Origin of the sequence: Methylophilus sp. VKM B-3414, from assembly GCF_032248435.1 — a bacterium.
Classification (GTDB): Bacteria; Pseudomonadota; Gammaproteobacteria; order Burkholderiales; family Methylophilaceae; genus Methylophilus; species Methylophilus glucosoxydans.
In genome coordinates, this window is sequence record NZ_JAVTLI010000012.1 from 62,339 (window position 1) to 88,233 (window position 25,895).

25 protein-coding genes are annotated in these 25,895 nt (G+C 54.6%); 15 read left to right on the forward strand and 10 right to left on the reverse strand.

The features are described 5' to 3' along the window. The first annotated feature begins 5 nt into the window (after positions 1-5). The 15 genes from mraY (at position 6) to Q9292_RS12630 (ending at position 16,742) form a co-directional block, all read left to right on the forward strand. Complete coding sequence (gene mraY / locus Q9292_RS12560) at positions 6-1,109, forward strand: phospho-N-acetylmuramoyl-pentapeptide-transferase (protein WP_194749189.1); 1,104 nt, start codon at positions 6-8, stop codon at positions 1,107-1,109. Between the two features lie 28 nt (positions 1,110-1,137). Next, on the forward strand, positions 1,138-2,508 hold the full coding sequence (gene murD / locus Q9292_RS12565; RefSeq protein ID WP_313988614.1) for a UDP-N-acetylmuramoyl-L-alanine--D-glutamate ligase: 1,371 nt from the start codon (positions 1,138-1,140) through the stop codon (positions 2,506-2,508). Further along, a complete protein-coding gene (ftsW, locus tag Q9292_RS12570; protein WP_228518902.1) occupies positions 2,493-3,659 on the forward strand; it encodes a putative lipid II flippase FtsW in 1,167 nt (388 codons plus the stop codon). Before murD ends, ftsW begins: the two co-directional genes overlap by 16 nt. Continuing rightward, the gene (murG, locus tag Q9292_RS12575) at positions 3,656-4,750 is read left to right on the forward strand and encodes an undecaprenyldiphospho-muramoylpentapeptide beta-N-acetylglucosaminyltransferase (RefSeq protein WP_313988618.1); all 1,095 of its coding nucleotides are present in this window, start codon (positions 3,656-3,658) and stop codon (positions 4,748-4,750) included. The genes ftsW and murG overlap by 4 nt, the downstream gene beginning before the upstream one ends. Next, entirely contained in the window at positions 4,747-6,156 is a 1,410-nt protein-coding gene (gene murC, locus Q9292_RS12580) for a UDP-N-acetylmuramate--L-alanine ligase (RefSeq protein WP_313988621.1), read from the forward strand. Before murG ends, murC begins: the two co-directional genes overlap by 4 nt. After that, the gene (gene murB / locus Q9292_RS12585) at positions 6,153-7,058 is read left to right on the forward strand and encodes a UDP-N-acetylmuramate dehydrogenase (protein ID WP_313988624.1); all 906 of its coding nucleotides are present in this window, start codon (positions 6,153-6,155) and stop codon (positions 7,056-7,058) included. The genes murC and murB overlap by 4 nt, the downstream gene beginning before the upstream one ends. After that, entirely contained in the window at positions 7,055-7,975 is a 921-nt protein-coding gene (locus Q9292_RS12590; RefSeq protein ID WP_313988626.1) for a D-alanine--D-alanine ligase, read from the forward strand. The genes murB and Q9292_RS12590 overlap by 4 nt, the downstream gene beginning before the upstream one ends. Before the next feature lie 17 nt (positions 7,976-7,992). Further along, on the forward strand, positions 7,993-8,697 hold the full coding sequence (locus tag Q9292_RS12595) for a cell division protein FtsQ/DivIB (protein ID WP_275356562.1): 705 nt from the start codon (positions 7,993-7,995) through the stop codon (positions 8,695-8,697). A gap of 36 nt (positions 8,698-8,733) precedes the next feature. Next, positions 8,734-9,972, forward strand: coding sequence for a cell division protein FtsA (ftsA, locus tag Q9292_RS12600; protein ID WP_194749196.1), 1,239 nt, complete (start codon positions 8,734-8,736; stop codon positions 9,970-9,972). Between the two features lie 83 nt (positions 9,973-10,055). Beyond that, positions 10,056-11,216 (forward strand): cell division protein FtsZ, encoded by a 1,161-nt coding sequence (ftsZ, locus tag Q9292_RS12605; protein WP_194749197.1) that lies wholly within the window; start codon positions 10,056-10,058, stop codon positions 11,214-11,216. 107 nt (positions 11,217-11,323) lie between these two features. Continuing rightward, positions 11,324-12,259, forward strand: coding sequence for a UDP-3-O-acyl-N-acetylglucosamine deacetylase (lpxC, locus tag Q9292_RS12610; RefSeq protein ID WP_194749198.1), 936 nt, complete (start codon positions 11,324-11,326; stop codon positions 12,257-12,259). Positions 12,260-12,280: 21 nt separating this feature from the next. Beyond that, positions 12,281-12,463, forward strand: a complete 183-nt coding sequence (locus Q9292_RS12615; protein WP_194749199.1) for a hypothetical protein — start codon at positions 12,281-12,283, stop codon at positions 12,461-12,463. A gap of 32 nt (positions 12,464-12,495) precedes the next feature. Next, positions 12,496-14,475 carry a transglycosylase SLT domain-containing protein gene (locus tag Q9292_RS12620; protein ID WP_313988633.1) on the forward strand — a complete coding sequence of 660 codons (1,980 nt, stop codon included), beginning with the start codon at positions 12,496-12,498 and terminating at the stop codon, positions 14,473-14,475. Between the two features lie 68 nt (positions 14,476-14,543). After that, positions 14,544-15,503 carry a complex I NDUFA9 subunit family protein gene (locus tag Q9292_RS12625; protein ID WP_194749201.1) on the forward strand — a complete coding sequence of 320 codons (960 nt, stop codon included), beginning with the start codon at positions 14,544-14,546 and terminating at the stop codon, positions 15,501-15,503. A gap of 21 nt (positions 15,504-15,524) precedes the next feature. Further along, positions 15,525-16,742, forward strand: a complete 1,218-nt coding sequence (locus tag Q9292_RS12630; RefSeq protein WP_313988637.1) for a multifunctional CCA addition/repair protein — start codon at positions 15,525-15,527, stop codon at positions 16,740-16,742. A gap of 22 nt (positions 16,743-16,764) precedes the next feature. Here the strand turns inward: Q9292_RS12630 and Q9292_RS12635 are convergent, their stop codons facing one another. The 10 genes from Q9292_RS12635 to cfa form a co-directional block, all read right to left on the reverse strand. Next, a complete protein-coding gene (locus Q9292_RS12635; protein WP_194749203.1) occupies positions 16,765-17,706 on the reverse strand; it encodes a sensor domain-containing diguanylate cyclase in 942 nt (313 codons plus the stop codon). Between the two features lie 67 nt (positions 17,707-17,773). Then, entirely contained in the window at positions 17,774-18,421 is a 648-nt protein-coding gene (locus Q9292_RS12640; RefSeq protein ID WP_313988640.1) for an SGNH/GDSL hydrolase family protein, read from the reverse strand. A 71-nt stretch (positions 18,422-18,492) separates the two neighbouring features. Next, a complete protein-coding gene (locus tag Q9292_RS12645; protein WP_194749205.1) occupies positions 18,493-18,717 on the reverse strand; it encodes a DUF2788 domain-containing protein in 225 nt (74 codons plus the stop codon). A gap of 22 nt (positions 18,718-18,739) precedes the next feature. After that, on the reverse strand, positions 18,740-19,333 hold the full coding sequence (slmA, locus tag Q9292_RS12650) for a nucleoid occlusion factor SlmA (RefSeq protein ID WP_275356568.1): 594 nt from the start codon (positions 19,331-19,333) through the stop codon (positions 18,740-18,742). 57 nt (positions 19,334-19,390) lie between these two features. Then, complete coding sequence (locus Q9292_RS12655) at positions 19,391-20,056, reverse strand: pyrimidine 5'-nucleotidase (protein ID WP_313988644.1); 666 nt, start codon at positions 20,054-20,056, stop codon at positions 19,391-19,393. A 15-nt stretch (positions 20,057-20,071) separates the two neighbouring features. Then, the gene (locus Q9292_RS12660; RefSeq protein ID WP_313988647.1) at positions 20,072-20,689 is read right to left on the reverse strand and encodes a glutathione S-transferase family protein; all 618 of its coding nucleotides are present in this window, start codon (positions 20,687-20,689) and stop codon (positions 20,072-20,074) included. A 33-nt stretch (positions 20,690-20,722) separates the two neighbouring features. Further along, a complete protein-coding gene (argB, locus tag Q9292_RS12665) occupies positions 20,723-21,604 on the reverse strand; it encodes an acetylglutamate kinase (protein WP_379073761.1) in 882 nt (293 codons plus the stop codon). Positions 21,605-21,738: 134 nt separating this feature from the next. After that, complete coding sequence (locus Q9292_RS12670; protein ID WP_313988649.1) at positions 21,739-22,575, reverse strand: Tim44-like domain-containing protein; 837 nt, start codon at positions 22,573-22,575, stop codon at positions 21,739-21,741. Positions 22,576-22,735: 160 nt separating this feature from the next. Beyond that, a complete protein-coding gene (gene argA, locus Q9292_RS12675; protein WP_194749211.1) occupies positions 22,736-24,304 on the reverse strand; it encodes an amino-acid N-acetyltransferase in 1,569 nt (522 codons plus the stop codon). Positions 24,305-24,621: 317 nt separating this feature from the next. Continuing rightward, on the reverse strand, positions 24,622-25,794 hold the full coding sequence (cfa, locus tag Q9292_RS12680) for a cyclopropane fatty acyl phospholipid synthase (RefSeq protein ID WP_313988651.1): 1,173 nt from the start codon (positions 25,792-25,794) through the stop codon (positions 24,622-24,624). Between the last annotated feature and the right edge of the window lie 101 nt (positions 25,795-25,895).

Sequence of the window (25,895 nt, forward strand, 5' to 3'; positions counted from 1 at the left end):
AGAGTATGTTACTAGAACTAACAAAATGGCTGGCTTCGGATGTGCATGGGTTTCATGTATTCAACTACATTACCTTCAGGGCGGTGCTGGCGACACTGACGGCCTTGGCGATTTCATTCCTGGTCGGCCCGGCCATGATACGCAAGCTGACCGAATACAAAGTCGGTCAGGCGGTGCGTGATGATGGTCCACAAACTCATCTGGTCAAAGCCGGCACCCCGACCATGGGCGGCGCATTGATTCTGGTCGCCATCGCCGTGTCTACCTTGCTCTGGGGCAATTTGCATAACCGCTTTATCTGGGTGGTGTTGATCACTACCTTGGGTTTTGGTGCGGTTGGCTGGGTCGATGACTACCGTAAAGTGGTCTTTAAAAATCCCAAGGGCCTGTCTGCCAAAGAAAAATATTTCTGGCAAAGCCTGATCGGTTTTGGCGTGGCAGGCTTTCTGTACGCGACCTCCAGCACCCCTGTAGAAACCACACTGATTGTGCCTTTCTTCAAGCACCTGGTGTTTCCGCTCAGTGCCACCGGTTTTATTGTGCTGACCTACCTGGTGATTGTCGGTAGCAGCAATGCCGTCAACCTGACCGATGGTCTCGATGGTCTGGCGACCTTGCCTACTGTGATGGTGGGTAGTGCGCTGGCGATTTTCTCGTATGTTGCCGGGCATGCCGTGTTTTCAAAATACCTGGGGATTCCCTATGTGGCTGGCGCCAGCGAGTTGATGGTGTTCTGCGCGGCAATGGCTGGTGCGGGCTTGGGCTTTTTGTGGTTTAACGCTTATCCGGCTGAAGTGTTCATGGGCGATGTCGGCGCATTGGCGCTGGGCGCGGCCCTGGGCGTGGTCGCCGTGATTGTACGTCAGGAAATCGTGCTGTTCATCATGGGCGGCGTGTTCGTGATTGAGACTTTCTCGGTGGCCGCGCAAGTGCTGTATTTCAAATACACCAAAAAAATGACTGGTACCGGCAAACGCATCTTTTTGATGGCGCCTTTGCATCACCACTACGAACAAAAGGGCTGGAAAGAGACACAGGTCGTCGTGCGTTTCTGGATCATTACCATGATGCTGGTGCTGGTGGGATTATCCACCCTGAAATTGAGATAAGACGAAAACGTCATTGTCAGGCAAACACATGAAAAAACACTTCGAACACCAACGCATTGCTGTCCTGGGACTGGGTGATACCGGCTTCTCGGCGTTGCGCTGGCTGCGTGGTATGGGCGCAGAAGTGGTGATGCTTGACTCACGCCCGCATCCGTCAGGCCTGGATCGCCTGCAAGAAGAATTTCCTGAGGTCGAATACCATCTTGGACCTTTTAATAGCAGCTTGCTGGCGGCGATGGATTTGATTGTGGCCAGCCCGGGTGTGGCACTGAAAGAGCCTGTATTGGCCGATCTGATGGCACAAGGTAAAGCCGTGGTCGGTGATGTCGAGCTGTTTGCGCGCTTCCGTGCGCCTTATGCCAAGGTGATTGCCATCACCGGCTCCAACGGCAAAACCACCGTGACCTCGCTGGTGGGCGAAATCTGCAAACAGGCCGGTCTCAATACTATTGTGGCTGGCAATATCGGTTTGCCCGTGCTGGATACGCTGCACATGCCCGCGCCAGACGTTTATGTGCTGGAGCTGTCCAGTTTTCAGCTGGAAACCACGCACAGCCTGGAGATTGATGTTGCCACGGTGCTCAATCTGTCCGAGGATCATATGGATAGATACGACAGCATGACCGATTATGCGCAGGCTAAGGCCCGTATCTACCAGCATGCCCGCATTGCCGTGGTAAATCGTGATGATCCTGCCAGCATGGCCTTGGCTGGTGCCATGCCGCAGATTTCATTCGGCGTTAACCCGGCCCCTAGCATCAATGATTACGGCCTCAATGACGCAGGCTGGCTGTGCGCGGGTAATCGCCACTATATTGAAGCCGATACCCTGCAGATCCGCGGCAAACACAATATTGCCAATGCGCTGGCTGCCATTGCGCTGGCGCAGGCCATCGGCATAGACAAAGTTTCCATCCTGCATACCGTGCAGTCGTTTGCCGGCTTGCCACACCGCGTGGAGTGGGTGGCCAACATTGAGGATGTCGACTTTTACGATGACTCCAAAGGCACCAATGTTGGCGCGACCTGCGCTGCCATCAGCGGCATGCTCAAACAGGGCAAACCACAAAAAGTGGTGCTGATTGCGGGCGGCGACGGCAAGGGCCAGGACTTTAATCCCTTGCGTGATGCCGTGTTGCACCATGCGCGTGCTGTGGTGTTGATCGGCCGTGATGGTCCCAAAATTCAACAGGTCTTGCAGCACTTGCAATTACCTGTGGTCGATGCCGTTGATCTAACCGCGGCAGTGCATATTGCCAAAACACTGGCTGAGGCGGGCGATGCGGTCTTGCTGTCCCCTGCCTGCGCCAGTTTTGATATGTTCCGCAACTACGAACACCGCGCACAGGTATTTGTCGAGGCTGTGAAAGCCATGGAGGCCGCATGCTTGGGCCGCTGATGATGTCGCGTGAGCGCTATAACTCGCCCAGCTATGATCAGTCGCTGGTGTGGGTGGTGCTGTCGCTGCTGGCGTTTGGCATGGTCATGGTGTATTCGGCTTCCATTGCCTACGCCGACTCAAGCAAGATGTTTGGCCATAACAGCACCTACTTCCTGGTGCGCCAGGCTTTGTATATTTCAGTCGGCTTGGGGGCAGCCATCGTGGTGTTTCAAGTGCCCATGGCCTGGTGGCAAAAGATGTCGCCTTACCTGTTTATTGCCGGCATTGTGCTGCTAATTCTGGTATTGATCCCCGGCATCGGCAAAGTGGTCAATGGCAGTCGCCGCTGGATTTCCCTGTTGATCATGAATCTGCAGCCTTCAGAACTCATGAAGCTGTTTATTGCCATGTATGCCTCCGACTATGCCGTGCGCAAGGCCAGCAGCATGCACAGCTTTAAAAAGGGCTTTTTACCCATGCTGGGTGTGATGGTGTTTGTCGGCGTGCTGCTGTTGAAAGAGCCCGATTTTGGCGCGTTTGCTGTCACGGCCTCGATTGCGTTTTCCATCATGTGGCTGGGGGGCGTCAATCTCAAGGTGTTTCTGGCCATGCTGGGCGCCTTGCCATTGGCAGTGATTGGTCTGGTGGTGATGGAACCCTATCGTCTGGAGCGCATGAAAGGCTTTTTGAATCCGTTTGATGATCCATTTGATACCGGCTATCAGTTATCGCATGCCCTGATCGCGTTTGGTCGCGGTGAGTTTTGGGGCGTGGGTCTGGGCGGCAGTGTGGAAAAACTGCTCTACCTGCCAGAGGCACATACTGACTTTTTACTGGCCGTGGTGGCGGAAGAGCTGGGCTATGTGGGTGTGCTGGTCGTGGTCTTGTTGTTTGCCTGGCTGGTGATCCGCGCCTTTAGCATTGCCAAAGAAGCCGTTGCCAATGAGCGTTATTACTCGGCCTTGCTGGCACAAGGCATCGGCGTCTGGATGGGCGTGCAGGGTTTTATCAATATGGGCGTGAACATGGGCCTGTTGCCAACCAAAGGCCTGACTTTGCCACTTTTGTCTTACGGTGGTAGCGGCATTTTGGCCAATTGCATCGCTTTGTCGGTGTTGCTGCGTATTGACTTCGAGAACAGACGTCTGCAGAAAGGCCTGCAGTCATGACCCGTGCATACACATTACTGGTGATGGCGGGCGGCACTGGCGGCCATGTGTATCCTGCGATGGCCGTGGCCGATGCCTTGCATGCACAAGGTTGGCAAATTGTCTGGCTGGCCACCGAGGGGGGCATGGAAAACCGCCTGATTGCAGACAAACCCTATGCAAAAGCCATGATGACCATGCAAGGCGTGCGCGGTAAAGGGGTGATGGGCTGGTTGACTTTACCAGTCAAGCTGCTGCGTGCATTTGCCCAAGCCAGGCGGGCGATTGCGGAACATCAGCCCGATGTCGTGTTGGGCATGGGCGGCTTTGCCGCGTTTCCAGGTGGAGTGATGGCGAAGCTGGCTGGCGTGCCGCTGGTGATTCATGAGCAAAACTCGGTGGCGGGGTTGACCAATAAAGTGCTGGCCAAGCTGGCAAATCGGGTATTGACCGGCTTCCCCAATGCGTTGGGGGCCAAAGGGGAAATGGTCGGTAATCCAGTACGTGAAGGCATTACCACCTTGCCCACGCCAGAACAGCGCTTTGCCGAGCATCACGGCGTGTTGCGGGTCCTAGTGGTAGGCGGCAGTTTGGGCGCGGTGGCATTGAACACCTTGCTGCCACAGGCTTTTGCGCAGTTGCCGCCCAATGCGCGGCCACAGATCATTCATCAGTCTGGTGAAAAACAGATTGAGGCTTTGAAAAAAGCCTATGCCGAGGCAGGTGTGGCGGCTGATTGCCGCGCCTTTATTCATGACATGGCAGAAGTGTATGCCTGGGCAGATCTGGTGATTTGCCGGGCTGGAGCCCTGACCGTGGCGGAGTTGGCCAATGTGGGCGCTGCCAGCATTCTGGTGCCCTTCCCGTTTGCGGTGGATGATCACCAGACCACCAATGCCGCGTATTTGGCACAAGCAGGCGCGGCGCAGCTGATTCAACAGCGTGACCTGGACATTGGGTCATTGGCCGCCTTGTTGCAAACACTGGATAGAGCCACTTGCCTGGCGATGGCGCAAAAAGCGCGCGCACTTGCCAGGCCACAGGCCACGCGCCAGGTGGCAGCGGTTTGCCAGCAACTGGCCGAGAACAACGGAAAACTTAAAGCACTATGAAGCATAAAGTCAAAAAAATTCATTTTATCGGCATCGGCGGCTCGGGCATGAGCGGCATTGCCGAAGTGCTGCTGAACCTGGGCTTTGAAGTCAGCGGGTCAGACCTGGCCAGCAATGCCACCACCAGACGCTTGCAAGGCTTTGGCGCCACTGTGTTTCAGGGGCATGCCACCGAGCACCTGGGCAATGCGGATGTGGTGGTGGTATCCAGTGCGATCAATGAAGAAAACCCGGAAATCATCGCCGCGCGCGCGCGCAAAGTGCCCGTGATTCCGCGTGCGGTCATGTTGGCCGAACTCATGCGCTTCAAGCAAGGCATCGCCGTCGCAGGGACACATGGCAAAACCACCACTACCAGCCTGATTGCCAGCATTCTGGCAGAGGCCGACATGGACCCGACCTTTGTCATTGGCGGCAAGCTGGAAGCGGCCAGCGCCAATGCGCGCTTGGGTACCGGTGAATTGATCGTGGTAGAGGCCGATGAGTCTGATGCGTCGTTCTTGCACCTGACGCCGATCATGGCGGTGGTGACCAATATCGACCAGGACCACATGGACACTTACGAGCACAGTTTTGACAAACTCAAAACCGCGTTTGTCGAGTTCTTGCAGCAGATTCCTTTCTGGGGCATGGCTGTGTTGTGCATCGATGACGCCAATGTGCGTGAAATCCTGCCGCGCGTCACCCGGCCAGTGACCACCTATGGCACGCACGAAGAAGCTGCGATTCGCGCGGAAAACATCATTGCCGACAATGGCAAGATGCATTTCACCCTGGTGCGTAAAAACGGCGTGACCGTACGTAATGAGGTGACCTTGAACCTGCCCGGCCACCACTATGTGCTGAATGCGCTGGCGGCAATTGCGATTGCTACTGAGTTGAATGTGCCGGATGCCGCCATCCTCAAGGCGCTGGCTGAGTTCCGCGGGGTGGGCCGTCGCTTTGAGCGTTATGGTGAAATCCCGACCAGTCAAGGCGAGCATGCCGGTGGACACTTCACGCTGGTGGATGACTACGGACATCACCCGATTGAAATGCAGGCGGTGATTGCAGCCGCGCGCGGCGCCTTCCCGGGTCGCCGTCTGGTGCTGGCCTTCCAGCCGCACCGCTATACCCGCACGCGCGACTGTTTTGAAGATTTTGTAAAAGTGTTGTCGACCGTGGATGCTTTGCTGTTGACCGAAGTGTATTCGGCAGGCGAATCACCGATTGTGGCGGCGGATACGCGCAGCCTGATCCGCGCCATCCGCGTCAACGGCAAGGTGGAGCCACGCTTTGTGGAAACCACCGAAGAACTGCCGGCAGCCATTCTTGAGAGTGTGTTGCCTGGCGATGTGGTGGTGGTGATGGGCGCTGGCAATATCGGTAGCGTGGCGGCCAAAACACGGGAAATGGCTAGCGTATGAGTGCCACCCGTGTGAAAAGCTCAGGTTTGCAAGTGCTCAAGAACGAGCCTTTGGCCCGCTATACCAGCTGGCGTGTCGGCGGCCCGGCGGATCGCCTGGTGCTGGCTGACAGCGTAGAAGCCTTGCAGGAGTTTTTGCAGCAATTATCGGCCAGCGAGCCGCTGACTTTTATTGGCCTGGGTAGCAACCTGCTGGTAAGGGATGGCGGAGTGCGCGGCACAGTGGTGGTCATGCATCAGGCGCTGCAAGCGCTGGAGATGCAAGGTGAGCGTATTTATGCGGATGCTGGCGTGACCTGTGCCAAGCTGGCGCGCTTTGCTGCCAGCCAGGACCGCGTTGGGGCCGAGTTTATGGCTGGCATTCCGGGCACCGTCGGCGGTGCACTGGCGATGAATGCCGGTTGTTATGGGGGGGAAACCTGGCAATGGGTGGATCAGGTAAAAACGATTAACCGTGCTGGCATCGTGCAAACCCGTGCAAAAGTTGAATACCAGCCCAGCTATCGTCATGTGGCGCATCCGGCGGCAGATGAGTGGTTTTTGGGTGGCTGGTTTGCCGTCCCTGCTGGCGATGGCAAGGCGTCTGCCGAACAGATCAAGCAGTTGCTGGCGAAGCGCTTGGCCAGCCAGCCACTGAATATGCCGAGTGCAGGATCTACCTTTAGAAATCCTGAAGGCGATTTTGCTGCGCGGCTGATTGAAGCTTCAGGGTTGAAGGGCGCCACCATCGGTGGCGCGCAGGTCTCTGAAAAGCATGCCAACTTTATTGTGAATCTTGGGCAGGCCAGCGCGGCGGATATTGAAGCCCTGATTGAGCACGTGAAAACCACCGTGCGCGCCAAACAGGGCGTGGCATTGGTGCAAGAAGTAAAAGTAATTGGGGAAGGTGTTTTACAAGCATGAGTACAAGTCAGTCTCAATTTGGCAAAGTGGCCGTGTTGTTCGGCGGTCGTTCCGGCGAGCGTGAAGTGTCGCTCAAAAGTGGTTCGGCTGTGCTGGCGGCCTTGCAGCGCCAGGGCGTGGATGCGCATGCCTTTGATCCGGCCAGCCAGGACTTGTCGGCGCTCAAGCAGTTTGACCGTGCCTTTATTGCCTTGCATGGACGCTTTGGTGAAGACGGCACCATACAGGGGGCGCTTGAGTTAATGGGCATCCCTTATACCGGCAGCGGCGTCATGGCGTCGGCACTGGGCATGGATAAGTGGCGCACCAAGTTGTTGTGGACGGCTGCGGGTGTGACCACGCCTAACTATGTGCTCATGGATGACAGTACCCATGTTGAAAATGTCGTCACGGCACTGGGTTTGCCGCTGTTTGTGAAACCGGCCAATGAAGGTTCCAGCATCGGTGTCAGCAAGGTCAAGCAGGCGGGGGAGGTGCAGGCAGCGTATGCATTGGCCAAACAGTCAGACCCGCTGGTGATTGCCGAACAGTTTGTCGGTGGCGGTGAATATACCGTCGGCATTCTGGGCGAGACCGCACTGCCTATCGTGCGCATTGTGCCCAAAAACGAATATTACGATTACGAAGCCAAGTATTTGCGCGACGACACCGAGTACCGCTGCCCTTGTGGCTTGTCTGCCGCGCAGGAGCAACAGATCCAGGCTGAAGCCTTACAGGCATTCAAGGTGCTGGGCTGCAAAGGCTGGGGACGGGTGGACTTTTTGATGGATGAGGCCGGTAAACACTATTTTCTGGAGGTGAATACCAGCCCGGGCATGACCGATCACAGCCTGGTGCCGATGGCAGCAAAAGCGGCCGGCATGGATTTTGATGCCTTGGTGATCCGTATTTTGCAACAAACCTTGCGTGACGCATAACGGGGACGAATAAAACGATGTGGGATAGACCAACATTGCTGAACTGGATCGCCAACCTGCTGTTTTCACTGGCAGTGGTGATGTTGTTGTACGCCTTGTTGTTTGTGGTGTTGCATTTGCCCATCTTCCCGGTCAAGCAAGTACAGGTGGAGGGCAACCTCGACCATGTGAACCATGAGCAGATCCAGCTCATTGTGCGCAAATACCTGAAGGGCAATTTTTATACGCTGGATTTGCAACGCACGCGTACCGCTTTTGAAAAGCTGCCCTGGGCGCGCAAGGTGGCCGTCCGTCGCCAGTGGCCAGACACTATTGTGGTACAGATTGAAGAGCATCAGGCCCTGGGCCGTTGGGGCGGCGTGGCACTGGTTAATAAGCATGGCGAACTGTTTCAGGCCGCCTCAGATGAGCAATTGCCCACCTTTTATGGGCCCGGCGATGCCGTGAAAGAAGTGGCGCAAGGCTATGCTAGTTTTGCACAGATGCTGGCAGGCACACCGCTACAGATACAGCAACTGAGCCTGTCCTCGCGCCGTGCCTGGGAAATTAAAACAGCGGATGGCCGCCAGATGATGCTGGGGCGAGAAGCCGCGAAACAAAGATTGCAACAGTTTGTGACGGCTTACCGTCAGCAAGCAAGTATTGCAGAGAGCGACTGGCGTTATGCCGATTTACGCTACCCGAATGGCTTTGCCTTGCGCATGCCACGGCCTGGGGCGTAGGCGGCACATTGCCAGAAAGAAGGTCAAGGAAAACACATGAGTAGAGTCAGAGAAGATAAAAATTTGATCGTGGGGCTGGATATCGGCACCTCGAAGATTGTTGCGATTGCGGCAGAGATTTTGCCGGAAGGCACCCTGAAAGTGATCGGGGTCGGGCAGCATGCTTCCCGTGGCTTGAAAAAAGGCGTGGTGGTGAATATTGACTCCACCATGCAGGCGATTCAACGCGCGATTGAAGAAGTGGAGTTGATGGCGGATTGCAAGATCAATACCGTGTATTCCGGCATTGCGGGCAGCCACGTGAAAAGCCTCAATTCGCACGGCATGGTGAAAATCAAAGAGAGCGAAGTCTCGCAGATGGACATCGACCGCGTGGTGGAAACCGCCCGTGCGATTGCCTTGCCGGCAGACCAGCAGATTCTGCATATCCTGACCCAGGAATTCATTATCGACGGTCAGGAAGATGTGCGCGAACCGCTGGGCATGAGCGGCATCCGCCTCGAAGTGCGGGTACATATTGTGACCGGCGCCATTGCCGCGGCACAAAACATCGTCAAATGCATCAAGCGCTGCGGCCTGGAAGTCAGTGACCTGATTTTGCAGCCACTGGCTTCCAGCGAATCAGTGCTCACTGATGATGAAAAAGAGCTGGGCGTATGTCTGGTGGATATCGGTGGCGGTACCACAGACCTGGCGGTGTTCAAGAATGGCGCGATCCGCCATACCGCAGTGATCCCGATTGCCGGTGATCAGATTACCAATGATATTGCGGTGGCCTTGCGCACGCCGACGCAGTCGGCAGAAGAGATCAAGGTCAAGCATGGCTGTGCCTTGCGTCAGTTGGCCGACCCACGCGAAGTGGTGGAAGTACCTGCGGTGGATGGCCGTGAGCCACGCCAGTTGTCCTGCCAGGCATTGACCGAGGTGATTGAGGACCGCGTCGAAGAGATTTACGAGTTTGTGCAGCAAGAGCTGCGCCGCAGTGGCATGGAATCCATGATTGCTTCCGGCATCGTCATTACCGGTGGCGCGGCACAAATGCGCGGCATGGTCGAGCTGGGCGAAGAGATTTTCCATACCCCGGTGCGTCTGGGTGTGCCGCGCTATGTGGAGGGCTTGTCAGAAGTGGTGGGCAATCCACGCTATGCCACCGGCATCGGCTTGTTGTTGATGGCCAAACAGCAGGTGGAGAAACAAATGGTAGGCGATCTGCAATCCGGGTCATTTGGCAGATTGTTTGAAAGAATGAAGCGCTGGTTTACCGGCAACTTTTAGGTTTTTGTTGTTTTTTTAATGTGTTTTAGGGCGAGTGTGCGGGGCAAACCAAGCACTCAAATAATAGGCAATGGAGGGTGAGTATGATTGAGATTTTTGACAAAGAGAATGATGGCGCCGTGATCAAGGTGATTGGGGTCGGTGGTTGCGGTGGAAACGCCGTAGAGCACATGATGACCAAGAGCGTGACAGGCGTTGAGTTTATTTGCGCCAACACGGATATGCAGGCCTTGAAAAAGAGCCATGCCAAAGTCGTGCTGCAAATTGGTTCTGACATTACCAAAGGCCTGGGCGCTGGTGCCAAACCGGAAATCGGTCGCGAAGCCGCGCTGGAAGACCGCGACAGTATCGCCGAAACCATTGATGGTGCAGACATGCTGTTTATTACCGCAGGCATGGGTGGCGGGACTGGTACTGGGGCTGCACCGATCATTGCAGAAGTGGCGCGTGAAATGGGCATCCTGACCGTGGCCGTGGTGACCAAGCCTTTTGCCTTTGAAGGCAAACGTGCCAAAGTCGCACAGGAAGGTCTGGAAGAACTTTCCCAATACGTAGACTCTCTTATCGTTATCCCTAACGAAAAGCTGATGGACGTGCTGGGTGAAGACGTGACCGTGGTAGAAGCTTACCGTGCAGCCAATGATGTCTTGCACAATGCCGTGTCTGGCATCGCTGAAATCATCAACTGCCCAGGCCTGGTGAACGTGGACTTTGCTGACGTACGCACCGTGATGTCTGAAATGGGCATGGCGATGATGGGCTCTGCAGAAGCCAGCGGACCTAACCGTGCACGGATTGCCGCAGAACAAGCGGTTGCCAGCCCATTGCTGGAAGACGTGAATCTGGCCAATGCGCGTGGCGTACTGGTGAACATCAGTGCCAGCGGCAGCTTCAAGATGCGTGAATACTATGACGTGATGAACACGATCAAGGAGTTCACCGCAGAAGATGCGACCGTGATCGTCGGTAACGTGATGGATGAAAGCATGGGCGATAACCTGCGTGTGACCATGGTGGCCACCGGCTTGAACGGTTCCGTGGGCAAACGCCAGGCCAAACCTGAGCTCAAGGTGATGACGACCCTGCGTGATGGTACGACTAACCAGCCGATCTTTAACACGGTTGAAGAAGACGAGCCAGCCGTATTCACCAGCAACAGCCGCCGTGCGCAGGTCGAAGCCATGAAGAACTCCGGGATTGAGGAATACGATATTCCGGCATTTTTGCGCAAGCAGGCTGACTAATGATGCCCCTGGCGGAACCGGGTGCAACACAGGGAAGGCCAGATGAATCATGAGTGAGTACAGCGATTGGCTTATAATGTCGCCAATCATTAACAGTAGAGAAAACCATGTTAAAGCAACGCACGCTTAAACAATCGATCAGCGCCACCGGCGTTGGGCTGCACAGCGGTGAAAAAGTCACGCTGACGCTCAAGCCTGCGCCCGCCGATCACGGAGTGGTGTTCCAGCGCATCGATTTGCCCGATGCGCCTGCCATGCGGGTCGCCCCGACGGCAGTGAATGACACTCGCCTGAGCTCCGCCCTAGAGTTTTCAGGTGCGCGCGTGGCTACCGTGGAGCATTTAATGTCTGCCCTCGCCGGTTTGGGGGTAGACAATGTATTGATAGAACTGACGGCCGCCGAGGTGCCCATCATGGATGGCAGCTCGGGACCGTTTATCTATCTGTTGCAAACGGCCGGACTGGCTGAGTTGGAGGCACCGAAAAAATTCGTGCGTATCCTCAAGCCGGTAGAAGTAAGCGAAGGCGATAAATGGGCAAAATTTACGCCGCACCATGGCTTTAAAGCCGAATTTACCATTGATTTTGCACATCCCGTGTTCGAGTTTTCTGGCAAAACGGTCACCATTGATTACGACAGCCAGAGCTATGTGGACGAGATCAGCCGTGCACGCACATTCGGCTTTATGCATGAGGTCGAATACCTGCGGGCCAATGGGCTCGCCAAAGGCGGCAGCCTCGATAACGCGATTGTGCTGGATGAATACAAAGTCCTCAACGGCGGTGGCTTGCGTTATGAAGACGAATTCGCCAAACACAAAGTCCTCGATGCGATTGGCGACTTGTATATTCTGGGCTATCCGATTGTCGGACAGTTTACTGCGTTCAAATCGGGCCACGCTTTGAATAACCAGTTACTGCGCGCCCTGCTGGCCGATGAAAGCGCCTGGGAATACTGTACGTTTGATAACGACGCCCATGCCCCAGTTGGCTTTGTTAAACAACGCGACTATTTTAGTCCGGCGCCGCTGTTACCGGCGTAAACCGCGTCCAGGCAGATCACAATGTGGTGGATACGAATCTTGTTTGCCGTGCTGGTGTTGAGCACCCTGATCCTGGGCTTGCTGAGCTGGCAGACCGGGCAGCCACGCTACTGGCGCTGGCTCAAGGCAGTCTGGCGCGGTGGGTTTGTGGTCATCCTGTTGTTGCTGTTGTTCTTTTTCCTCAGTCGATTGGCCAGAATTTGAAATTGATCACGCCATCACGTGATCGTTAATGCATGAAGACTAGATTCCCCATTTTCGTGGCACTGGCTGCTGCGCTGTTCATTTTCGCGACTGCTGCATTCGCTGGCGACGCTGAGGTCTATGCACAGGCCAAACAAGCCTATCAAACCAGAAACCTGGCCCAATTATCCGAAGCTACTGATACGCTCAGGCAAAAGCGCTCGCCGTTGCTGCCTTATCTGCAATACTGGCAGATGATCCTCACGCTGGATCAACTCTCTTACAACCAGGTGCAAGCGTTTTTGCAGGAAAATAATGAATCCTTGCTGTCGCAGCGGGTGCGTGAGCTGTGGTTGAAACGACTGGGCCGCTTGCAGTTCTGGGACCAGTTTATTGAAATGCGTGCGCAAATGCCCATGTATTACAGCTTGAACGATGTGGGTAACCAGTGTTACCAGATTCAGGCCGGGATCGCCATGGATGATCCAAATGCCTACGAGGACGGCAAGAAACTGTTGCTGGCGGGCAAAGACCTGCCACCCGATTGTCAGGGCATGCTGGAAGCCTTGCAGCAAGTGGGCGTGCTCGACGAGAAGTTGTTACTGACCCTGTATCGGGACGCGCTGTTTGCCAATAAGCCGGGCCTAGCCAAAGCGATGGCCAAACGCAGCAGCAAAACAGATGCTGCGCTGTTTAAACAACTGGACGAAGTCACGCAAAACCCGGCGTTGGCGCTGAAAAAAGGCACGATTCAGGACCGCAGCGCTTATGGTCGGGCGTTATACATGTATATCATCCATAGACAGGCCAAGGCTGAGATCGAGGTCGCGCGGGCCAGTTATCAAAAATATAACGGCTTGCTGGATGGTGAAGAAAAGCAACTGGTTCAGGCTTATATCGCACTGGAAGCGGCACGTAAACACGCGCCGGAAGCCTTGCAAAGTTTTAACAAGGTGACTGCCTCTGTGCTCAATAACGAGCAGTGGGAATGGTATGCACGGGCCGCTTTGCGTCAGCAGGACTGGAACCAGCTGCTGAAAGTGATCTCTGACATGCCGCCGGTCTTGGGCGAAGAGGCTGCCTGGCGGTACTGGAAAGCACGTGCGCTGCTGATGAAGGGGACGCCTGCAGAAGCCAATGCCTTATTGGCTAAACTCTCGCAGGAGCGGCATTTTTATGGCTGGCTGGCCGCTGAAGAGTTGGGGCCAATGCTGGGTGAGCCGACGGCCACTTATCAACCCGCTGACGACGAAGTCCGGCAGTTTGCACGGCAACCGGCAGTCAAACGCATGGAAGCCTTGTTTGACGTCGAGGCACGCTACGAGGCCAGGCTGGAGTGGATGTACTTGCTGGAAGCGCTGGATGATCCCGGACGTATCGTCGCCGCACAATATGCCATGCTGAAAGGCTGGTTTGACCTGGCGGTGCTGGCGGCAGACAAAACCAGCCGTACCCATAATTTTGAGTTACGGTACCCCACGCCCTACCGCGATTACCTGCAAAAAGCCTCTCGCAGCCGGGAGATTGATGAAGCCTGGGTCTATGGCATTATCCGGCAGGAGAGCCGGTTTATGCACTACGCCAAGTCATCGGTGGGCGCAGGTGGTTTAATGCAGGTGATGCCTGCTACTGCCAAATGGATCGCCAAAAAACTCGGCTTGAATAGCTACCATGATGGCATGCTGCATGACATCGAAACCAATGTGAATCTGGGCACTTATTACATGCGCTACACGCTGGATACGTTTAATGGCCAGGAGGTGATGGCCACCGCCGCCTACAATGCCGGCCCGAGCCGTGCACGGCGCTGGGCGGCCAGTACGCCACTCGAAGGCGCAATTTATGCCGAAACCATCCCGTTTAGCGAGACGCGCAATTACGTGAAAAAAGTGCTGGCCAATGCGCATATGTACGCTGCGCGGTTGGGCTTGCCGGTGGTGACCCTCAAGAAACGTCTGGGGACGATCCCCGCACGCAGTGTGGCAGAGGCTGACACGGTCACCACCACGATCACGATTTCAGAGCAAGAGTAAGCGGCGGTTTTTCGGTACAATAAGCAAATACGAACTCAGTTAACGCAAGACGCATCAGGAACAAGCAAATGAAGACAGTCACAGTGTTGGGTGGTAGCGGTTTTGTTGGTAGCAGTGTGGTCGCCAGGCTAGATCAGGCCGGTTACCAAGTCAAAGTGCTGACGCGGCGTCGCGAGCAGGCCAAGCACTTGATTTTGCTGCCTAATGTGCAGGTGGTTGAGTGTGATATTCATGACCACGCCGCCCTCAAGGCGCAATTGCAGGGCAGTGATGTGGTGATCAACCTGATTGGCATCTTGCATCAAACCCGTGATAACGCCTTTGAAAAAATGCATCACCAGTTTCCACGCCAGGTCGCGCAATTGTGCGAAGCGTTGGGGATTCCGCGTTTGCTGCATATGAGCGCCCTGCAGGCTTCTGCCAGTGCCCCCAGTGAATATTTGCGCAGCAAGGCCGCGGGGGACAGTGCCGTCATGGCGTTCAGCAAAAAACTGCATGTGACCATCTTCCGGCCTTCAGTCATTTTTGGCACGCGTGACCGTTTTATCAACCTGTTTGCCAAGCTGATCCAATGGATTCCCGTGCTGGCACTGGCCATGCCCAATGCCAAGTTCCAGCCGATTTGGGTGGAAGACGTCGCTGCCGCCATGGTGAATGCTGTCGATGAGCCTGCGACCTATGGCAAGACTTATGAGTTGGGTGGCCCCGCCATCATGACCTTGCAGCAAATCATTGAGGCGGTCATGAAAACCATCCATGTGCAGCGCCCCATCCTGGGCTTGAGCCTGCGCATGTCCCTGCTGCAAGGCAGCTTTATGCAGCTGTTGCCCATCAAGCTGATCTCACGCGATAACGTCAAATCCATGCAGGTCGATAATGTGTGCCAGCAACCGATGGCCAACGAACTGTGTGTGGTCCCAACGGATATGTTCGCCGTGATTTCCGGGTATCTGGTCAAAAACAATCCGCGGGGGGCCTATGATCAGTTCCGCGCGGCCGCTGGGCGTGTCATCAACGCCAGACGTTGATTGCGTACAGGGCTGCCTGTCATGCAGATTTACCAGGTAGGGGGTGCCGTGCGGGACAGCCTGCTCGGCCTGCCCGTCAAAGACCGTGACTATGTGGTGGTGGGTGCCAGCCCCGAACAAATGCTAGCCGCAGGCTACCGCGCAGTCGGCAAGGATTTCCCCGTTTTTTTACATCCCCAGACCCAGCAAGAGTACGCGCTGGCGCGTACCGAGCGCAAAACCGCCAAAGGCTACAAGGGCTTTAGTGTTCACGCCGATCCAGACGTGACCTTGGAGGAAGATCTCGCTCGCCGTGACTTCACCATTAATGCCATTGCCCAGACCGCGGAGGGTCAACTGATTGATCCGTTCGGTGGCCAGGCAGATATTGAAAAAAGAATCTTGCGGCATGTGACAGCCGCGTTTAGTGAAGATCCGGTCAGAATCCTGCGTGCTGCCCGTTTTTTAGCCAGATTTACCGATTTTACTGTGGCACCTGAAACCATGGTGCTGATGCGCGAGATGGTCGCTGCAGGCGAGGTGGATGCCCTGGTGCCCGAGCGCGTCTGGCAAGAGATCGCCAAAGGCCTCATGGAGTCCCAACCGAGCCGCATGTTTGAGATGCTGCGTGCTTGCGGCGCGTTGAAAATCATCTTCCCAGAGCTGGACCGATTGTGGGGTGTACCGCAAACCGCCACTTATCATCCTGAAGTGGATACCGGCATCCATATCATGATGGTGATAGATTACGCTGCGACGCAAGCCTTTAGCCTGCCTGTACGCTTTGCGGCACTGACCCATGATCTGGGCAAGGGCACTACGCCTGCTGAAGTGCTGCCGCGCCATATTGGCCATGAGTTGCGCAGCGTTGATCTGATTAGGGATGTCGTGGCCCGCCTCAAAGTGCCCAATGATTGCAAGGATCTGTCACTGGTGGTGGCGAAATATCATGGCAAATTGCATGCGGCGCGGCAAATGAAGGCAAGTACGCTGCTGCATTTTCTAGAGGAGCTGGACGCATTCAGACAGCGCAGCCGTTTTGAGGATTTTCTCAAGGCCTGTGAATGTGACAGCCGAGGCCGGCTGGGATTAGAGCAATGCCCACTTGAGGATGCCGAGCACCTGAGCCGCGCATTGCAGGCGGCCTTGACCGTAGATGCGGGCGCAATTGCCAAACAATGCCAGTCGCCTGTGCAGATCAAACAAGCGGTGGCGGAAGCCAGAACACAGGCCATCCAGCAGGCCATGCATCTGCATTAACCAGTCCGCGACCGTTTAGGGTCTAAACCTCTTCCTGCAAGACTATCCGGTTTCTGCCTTGATGCTTGGCGTGATACATCAGTCTGTCTACATCCGCCAAAAAATCATTCATCTGGTCTGTTGCTGAGGGGATGATGCTGCCCACCCCCACACTGATGGTGAGCAGCTGACTGACGGCTGAGTGCGCATGCGGAATCTGTGCCTTGAAAATCAGATGGCGGCAACGCTCAGCAATCTTGCCTGCGGAAACAAGATCGGTCTCCGGTAAAATCCAGGCAAACTCTTCGCCGCCAAATCTGGCAAAAAAATCATTTGCACGCACGCCTGCATGAGACAACAGGCTGGAGACTTGCTTGAGTATCTCATCGCCTTTCAGATGCCCGTAAGCATCATTGAATTGCTTGAAATAGTCGATATCTATCATGATCAGTGCCAAGGGCTGCTGATGTCTGCTGGCTTCCAGCCATTCTTTTTCCAGCACGCTGTCAAACATGCGGCGGTTGGCGACGCCAGTCAGGCTATCCTGATAGGACAGCACTTCAAGTTGTTTTTGCAAATCCAGTAATTGTTGTTCTGTTTGTTTGCGTTCGCTGATATCAAACATAAAGCCAATCAGTGCCTCGGGCTCGCCGTTCGCAGCACGGATCACATGTACCACATCGCGTATCCAGACAAAGCCACCGTCAGCCGTCAGTGCGCGGTAGTCGGCTTCATGATCCAGGCCTTGCAGTGATTGCGAGATACAAAAATTGAATACCCGATCGCGGTCTTCCTCGTGCATGCGTGCGGCCCAGTCCCCTGCGGATTGCCAGCTGTCCTGTGTCCAGCCGAGTAAGGACTCAATTTGTGGACCAATATAAGTGAACCGTTTGGAGGCCCAGTCTAATTTCCATGGAATCGCTTTGGTGGATTCCAGCAATGTTTTATAAGTATCGTTATCTTGAGGGGGCAGTACGTGATCCATGGCGAAAACGGTGGTGTGATAAATTGATTAAGGGTAGCGGACGGACAGCAGGATCGCAATAGCCAATTCAGGCTTGCTGCCCTAGAAACGCGTTCACTTCATGGGCCAGGGCTTGCCCTAATTGCAGATGTTGTGGAGCATCCAGATGCACGCCATCTATTTCACTGGTGGTGACGATGTACCCTGCATCGACAAACAGGCAATCCATCGCCTGGCTGACTGCGCGGTAAGCCGTGGCCAGTCCCTGGCATTTTTGTGCGGCGCCAGCAAACTTTTCTGCAATCGGTCCTTGTGGTTGAGTGATGAGTGGTGGTGCCACGATCATGACTTGTGGGACAGGCATGCCTGATTCTATCGGGGCTTGCCGTATGGTGGTGACCAGGCTGGCCATGCCTTGCGCGGCGTGCCAGGCGGTGTGCGGATGCATGGACTGAAAGTCATTGGTGCCCAGCATGAGGATGACCAGCGCCAGCGGCGAATGGATTTCGATACGCTGCGCCAACCCTTGCTGGCCGTTGCGTCCGGGTTTGAACGGGTCTTCGAACACCGTGCGCCTGCCATTCAGGCAATCTTCAATCACGCGCACGCGTTGCTGCATTTGACTCAGGCTGATTTCGAGGACCCCAGGCCAGCGCTGCTCAAACGGCAGGCGCTGACGGGTATTGGGGATGATGCCCCAGCTTAACGAGTCTGAGTAAACCAGGATGTGCTGCATTGCTTCACCTCACCAAGGGAGCATGCAGTATAAAGCAGACGCTGGTTTTGATAAAACAGGTGAATATTCAGCTAGTGAATATTCAGATAGTGCTGAATGGCAAATTTGGCCAGGAATCCGACCAGCCCCAGCGTCAGGGCCAGAAACAAGGCAAAAGTGCCGGTTTTGCCCGCTTTGGATTTCCAGGCCAGGTTGCCCACAATAAAGACAATAAACAGCATGAGGAACGCGAGGCCCCAGGACATGCCAAACTCGGTGAGTTGGGCTTCATTCATGCCAAAAATAGTGGTTTCCATCCGTGATACTTTCTGTTGAAACTTATTGCAGGCAGCCCGTAATCAGCTGGGCCAAGTGTTGCTCAAGATTGTCGCTCGGTTTGCGTTTGAATCCGCTTTTGGCAAAAGCATGCCAGCGGCCCAGCACAAAACTGATCATGGTATTGGCCGCCGTGCCGGCATCATTGATTTTGTGACCCTGTGCTTCGGCAATACGCAACGATTGCTTGAGGCTGGCTTCTAACCTGTCCAGCAACTGGTTGATACGTAATTGCAAGGCGTCATCTTCATTGACCAGGGCATCGCCAATCAACACCCGTGACATGCCGGGATTGCGCTCGGCAAACTTGAGCATGGTTTGCAGCATCAGCTGTACTTGCTTGAGGCCATCGGTTTCGTCGGTGGTGATTTTGTTCATGACACCAAACAAGGCGCTTTCAATAAACTCGATCAGGCCCTCAAACATTTTGGCCTTGTTGGCAAAGTGGCGGTAAAGTGCCGCCTCGGAAACATCGAGTTTGGCAGCCAGGGCTGCCGTGGTGACTTTTTCGCCACGTGGTGTTTGCAGCATGCCTGCCAGGGTTTCCAGAATTTGCTGTTTACGGTTTGCGCGTGCTTCTTTATTGATAGTAGCCATAATGATGGGGAGCCTGAGCCTGATCGTTAGGTGGTTATTTTGACCCGTATTTTAACCTTATTCACCGGCGGCGGGAATGTAAACCGGCCCTTTTTTCAGGCCACTGTGAGTGAGCGCCAACATATGCGCTAACCTATATTGCACAAAGTTTGGTTTGCGTAACTTGCTGCTGATCCACACCGTGCGCATCCCCAGCCGTTTGGCCGTCATTAGTGCGGGCAGGCTGTCTTCAAACAAGGTGCAATCTGCCGCACGGCATTTAAGCTGGCGTAGCAGCAATTGAAACCCGCGCACGCTGGGCTTGGCGTGAAAGCCACTGGATTCCACACTGAAGACCAGTGAAAAGCAATCCTCAATGCCCAGCACTTGCAGCACGCGCAACGCATAGTGACGCGGTGCGTTGGTGAAGACGCATTTACGTCCCGGCAGTTGCTGCAATAATTGCCTGAGCTGTTTGGTGGTATGCACCATCTCGTCCGTCAGAAAGGCATGGGTTTCTGCAAGAAAATGATGCGGGTTGACCCCGTGGTGGCGCATCAGCCCTTTGAGAGTGGCGCCATAGACCTGCCAGTAATGCTGGCGCAAGGCGCAGGCGGCAGGTTCATCCAGTTGCAAGTGATCCTGGATATATTGGGTCATGGCGCGGTTCATCACCGGGAAGATGTGCGCCGAGGCGTTGTGCAGGGTGTCGTCCAGGTCAAAAATCCACACTCTGCGCGTCATTACTGTCGTGCCAGATTAAAGGGCATCTGCCCGCAATTTGGCCGGGCGGTGCAGCAGGCGGTTTAAGTAGTCGTCAAAGACGGCACGCGGCGGATAGGCTTTGGTGTAACGCATGCCAAACGCCAGATGGGTCGCCAGATAGACATCGGCGGCGGTGAACTGGTCGCCACACACATAGGCATGCTGGCGTAAATGCGATTCCAGGGTATCTAGCGTGAGTGTCAGTGAGCCAAAGCCCAGAAAAGCCTGACAAGGCGTACCCAAAGGTGTTTTTTCCGGCGTTTGCCAGCCCAGAAACTCAGCCGTGGTTGACGCTTCCAACGGACCGGCAATAAAAAACATCCAGCGGTAAAAAGCGGCCCTTTCCGGGGTGCCTGCGGCTGGAATCAAGCCCTTGTCGGCAAACGTGTCTGCCAGATAGGTCAGGATCGCGGCCGTCTCGGTGACCACGGCCCCGCCATGCTGGAGGGCAGGTACTTTGCCCATGGGGTTGATTGCCAGGTAGTCTGCTTTTTTCATGGCCGGACCAAAGTCCAGCCACACCGCCTGATACACAAGGCCCAGCTCTTCGAGCAGCCAGTGCACGGCACGGCCACGCGACAGTTTGTTGCTGTATAAAATAATCTCAGCCATGGTTGGGCACTGCTGATGAGCGTGGCTGAATGGCTATTTCGCCTTGATCAGCGTGCCCACGCCTTCGTCAGTCAACACTTCCAGCAGCAAGGCATGCTCCACGCGGCCATCAATGATGTGCACAGACTTGACGCCACTGCGCGCCGCATCTAGCGCAGAACCGATTTTTGGCAACATGCCGCCACTCAGGGTGCCATCCTCTACCAGGTCATCGATTTGCTTGGGTGTCAGGCCGGTCAGCAGCTGGCCATTTTTATCCAGCACACCTGGTGTATTGGTCAGCAAAATGAGTTTTTCTGCATTAAGGATTTCAGCCAGTTTGCCCGCCACCACATCAGCATTGATGTTATAAGTTTCGCCATCCTTGCCTACGCCAATGGGCGCGACGACCGGTATAAAGTCACCGCTATCCAGAAACGTAATGATGCTGGGGTCTATGCCGGAAATCTCGCCCACCTGGCCGACATCAATCATTTTGCTCGGGTCTTTGAGGTCTTCCATCAGCAGTTTGTGCGCATGGATAAAGTTACCATCCTGGCCGGTCAAGCCGACGGCCTTGCCGCCATGGCGATTGATCAGGTTCACGATTTCCTTGTTCACCTGGCCACCCAACACCATTTCCACCACGTCCATGGTTTCTTCGTCGGTGACACGCATGCCCTGAATGAACTCGCCTTTTTTGCCCAGCTTGTCCAGCATTTCATTGATTTGCGGGCCGCCGCCATGCACCACCACCGGGTTCATGCCCACCAGTTTTAACAGCACCACATCCTGCGCAAAACATTCTTTGAGGCGGTCGTCCGTCATGGCGTTGCCGCCATATTTAATCACGATGGTTTTATCAAAAAAGCGTTTGATGTAGGGCAGCGCTTCGGACAGGGTTTTTGCCTTTTGCGAGGCAGTGGCATGTTGCATCATCGGAGGTCCGTATTGAGTTCAAAACAGCGTGAATTTTACCGCAGAAATGTGAAGCGCTGATTAAAAAACAGCGCTTACACCTCATGCGAATTTAGGGCAGCCAGTGGCCTAATCTGGATGCATCATCCAGATCAGGCTTGCTGAATCCCTGCCAATAACCATGGCGCATTGCTTGGCTGTAACGCTTTTTGCAAGTGCCAGATTTCATTGATGTGTTCAATCGCAGCATTGTTTTCGCGCAACTGACCCGAGTAACGCACACTGGCAATGGTGTAAGCGCCTTCAGTGACCACCTCAATCAGCTCGGCATCAATATTCAATACCTCGGTTGTTTGTGGGGCATCGCCGCGTTCTTGCAATTGCAGCGTGATTTCAGCATAGACCTCAGGGGTGGTGTATTCACGAATGTCTTGGATGTCTTTGCGGTCGTTGGCGGCTTGCAGACGAATAAATGAAGCTTTGGCTCCACGTAAAAAACTATCCACCGGAAAATCGGCAGGAATATCTGCTTTTATTGTGGGGGCAGCGCTGGCGTTGTATGCGGATTCAGATTGAAATCCGGCGGGGGCATACGGTGCGCCTGCGCCGGCGTATTGCGGCGGCGAGGCTTGCGCATTTTTAAAGCGACGCACTAAAAACATCAGCAAGGCAAAGCCTGCAACCACCATCAATAATGTGCTGAAATTATTGGCAAAATCGCCCAATCCGCCGTGTGAAAACAGGGTTGCCAAGCCGGCACCAATGGCAAGACCGGCCAATGGCCCCATCCATTTGCTCATCCCGTTACGTGGTGCAGCCGCAGGGGCTGGTTGTGGCGTCGCTTCAGGCGCACGTTGCATTTGTTTGGCAGGCGCAGGCCGATTTTTACCAAAACTGCCGCCACCGCCCAAACGCTTGGCCTCTGCCACACCAGACAACAAACTCATGCAGACCATCAACACCATCAATAGCTTCCAAAACTGTTTCATGTTTTCCTTTTGTTTATGTGGTTTAAATAAATGCTTGATTGCCAGAGCGCTTGCATGGCAATCGGATATCCAATGTAACGTAAGTGGGCATGAAATGGTTGCATTTCAAGAAGCTAAGGTCATTGTTTGTTTTTTAGGGGCCATAAAAGGGTCTGCGGCCTTACAAAGGTTTCACAAATACCTTGGACTTGCGCTGGAAATTATAGAACTTGAGTTTCTCTTGCGGCAGTTGCTCCACGCTTTGTTCGCTAAAGCCGCGCTCCAGAAACCAGTGCTCGGTGCGGGTGGTCAGGCAGAAAAGCTGTTTAAAGCCTTTTTGACTGGCTTGCTGCTGGCAAAAGTTAAACAGCTTGTCACCGCGGCCACCGCCACGGTAAGCGGGATCTATCGCCAGGCAGGCGAACTCTACCATTTTTTCCTCGTGAAACGGATATAAAGCCGCGCAACCGATGACGCGGTTATCGTGTTCCATCACATAAAAATAGTTGATCTCCATCTCGATGCGTTCGCGGCCGCGCCGCACCAGAATGCCCTCATTCTCCAGGGGTTCAATCAACCGTAAAATGCCGCCTACATCTTCGATATTGGCCTGGCGCATGGTTTCCAGTGACAGTTCGGTGATCATGGTGCCTATGCCCTGGCGCGTAAACAGCTCCTGAATAATGGCGCCATCAATGTGGCGCGAGATCAGGTGGGTTCTGGCCACGCCATGCTCGCAGGCACGCACGGCGGCGGGCAGGTAATAATTGACGTCCTCGGAATAGAAAATCGGCTCATCACTTTCCTGCACGTTACGAAGCAGGTTACGCGCCTTGGCCGAGGTCATTTCGCGCAACAATTCGCCGCGCAGGTTCTGGATCCCTTCTGAGTCCATCAGGAAAATCAGTTTTTCTGCATCCAGCGCAATGGCGGCACTCACCGCGACATCTTCCAGGGTCAGGTTAAAGGTCTCGCCGGTGGGGGAGTAACCCATGGGCGACAACAACACCATCTCGCCATCGTCCAGCCGTTTCTGGATGCCGACCGCATCAATCTTGCGCACTTCGCCGGTATGTTGCAGATCCACACCGTCGCGTACGCCCAAGGGTTTGGCGGTGACAAAATTACCACTGGCAACACGGATGTCGCTGCCTGCCATCGGCGAGTTGGCAATGCCCATGGATAACAGTGATTCAATCTCTACCCGGATGGCGCCATTGGCCTCTTTCACCGCCTCCATGGCGGCATCGTCGGTGATCCGCAAGCCGTTATGCAGTTTGGGGGTGAGGTGGTCACGTTTCAGGCGTTGCTCAATTTGTGGCCGGGCACCGTGGACTAATACCAGTCTGACTTCTAGGCTGGCCAGCAGGTTGAGGTCGTGCGAAAGCGCCACAAACTGTTGTTCACTGACGACTTCTCCGCCAAATGCAATGACAAAGGTGCTGCCGCCAAAGGCGTGGATATAAGGCGCCGCAGAGCGAAACCAATGCACAAACTCTTTGCTATTCGTGCTAGAGAGGATGGCTGGTGGCGTGTTGGTCAGCGAGACGGGGGTTAGGTTGGCATCATAGAGCCGGCCAGGCGTGGTATGCAGCGCCTGTGCGGCGGCGCGCAGCAGGGCTTCAGAGATGCCAATCTCACCGCGTTCAATGCGCGATAAATTGCTGGCATCTGTGCCCATGCGGGCAGCCAGTTGCTGCAAGGTTAAATTTTGCGATTTACGCAATTCCCTGATGTTTGAGCCGAGCATTTTGCGTTTAATTTAAGGTTAATTTGCAAAATAATAAATAAAAATGGTTTTTATTGCAAATATTGGGGTGTTGATTTTTCACCGATGAAAGCAGATAAACGCCGATCAGGCGAGACCCGGTCTGAGTTTTTAGCGTAAGTAAAGCGCGCGCAGTTTCAAGCGCAGCAGAATGTTAGCAGGGGCAGTTCGCGCTCATCGGCGTGTATCGGCACTTAAAAAGTTTTGTTTTTGTAGATATTCAAGGGGAGCGGTGCGCAAAAAAATGACGGCCAAGGCCGTCATATTAAGGTCAAGAACACAGAGAGACTACGTCAACATCAACTGACTGGCTGCGGGCGGATTGAGCGATACACACGGTTGCTCTGCCGTTTGCTCAATACCAGCTGCCAGAGTTGCCCTTGCCGGGCGCGGAAATAGCCTGCGCAACACATCAGGTAGTATTTCCACATCCGGTAAAAACTTTCATCATACTTAAACTGCAATTCAGGCCAGGCACGGTTGAATTTGTCCCACCAGGCCATCAGGGTGCGGTCATAATCCGGTCCGAAGTTATGCCAGTCTTCAATTAAAAACTTTTCTTCAATCGCCCCAGTGATTTCGCTGGCCGAGGGCAATTTGCCATTCGGAAAAATATAGCGGTCTATCCAGGCGTCGGTATGCAGGGCGGTTTTATGATTGCCTATGGTATGCAACAAAAACAGCCCGTTATCCTTAAGCAAGCGCTGTGCGGTGGCAAAATACGTTTCGTAGTTCTTTTGGCCCACATGCTCAAACATGCCAACCGAGACAATTTTGTCGAATTGACCATGCAACTCGCGGTAGTCCTTGAGCTGGATATCCACCGGCAATCCTGCACAACGTTCTCTGGCTAAGGCCTGTTGCTCAACTGACACCGTGATGCCGAGCACCTGCACCCCATAGTGTTGTGCCATATGTTTGGCCAGCCCGCCCCAGCCACAGCCGATTTCCAGTACGCGGTCACCGGGTTGCAAATCCAGCTTTTGGCAAATCATATCCAGCTTGTGACGCTGGGCTTCTTCCAGCGTTTGCGCATGTTGCCAGTAGCCGCAAGAGTAACTCATGCTCGAATCCAGCATGGCTTCAAACACATCATTGCCAATATCGTAGTGTTGCTGCGCCACCTGATAAGCCCGGTGCGGCGCTTGCAGGTTAAACAGGGTATGACGAATGATCTCAGCCAATAATTTGAGTCTGGCCGTCCCGCCCATTTTTTCATCCAGGTCCGCCCGCATGACGCGATGGAAAAACTCGTCCAGCCGGTTGCAGCCCCAGCGGCCCTCGATAAACGCCTGTCCCAGTCCGAGCGAGCCTTTGGTCAACACATCGCGGTAGACGCTTTCTTCATACACCTGGATATCCCAGGGCGCGTTGCCATTAATCGTGATCCCGGCGCCCGCCAGCAAACTGGCCAGCGTATCCGGTGGCGCGGGATGCGCACTGAGGTAATGGTTGGTCGTGGTTTTCGGCATGATCGTTTGATAATCCCTAATAACACTTCACGGAGGCATGACTGATGGATTGCATCATAAAAACAGTTGCGCTTGCAGACAACTCGTCATATGACGTATGA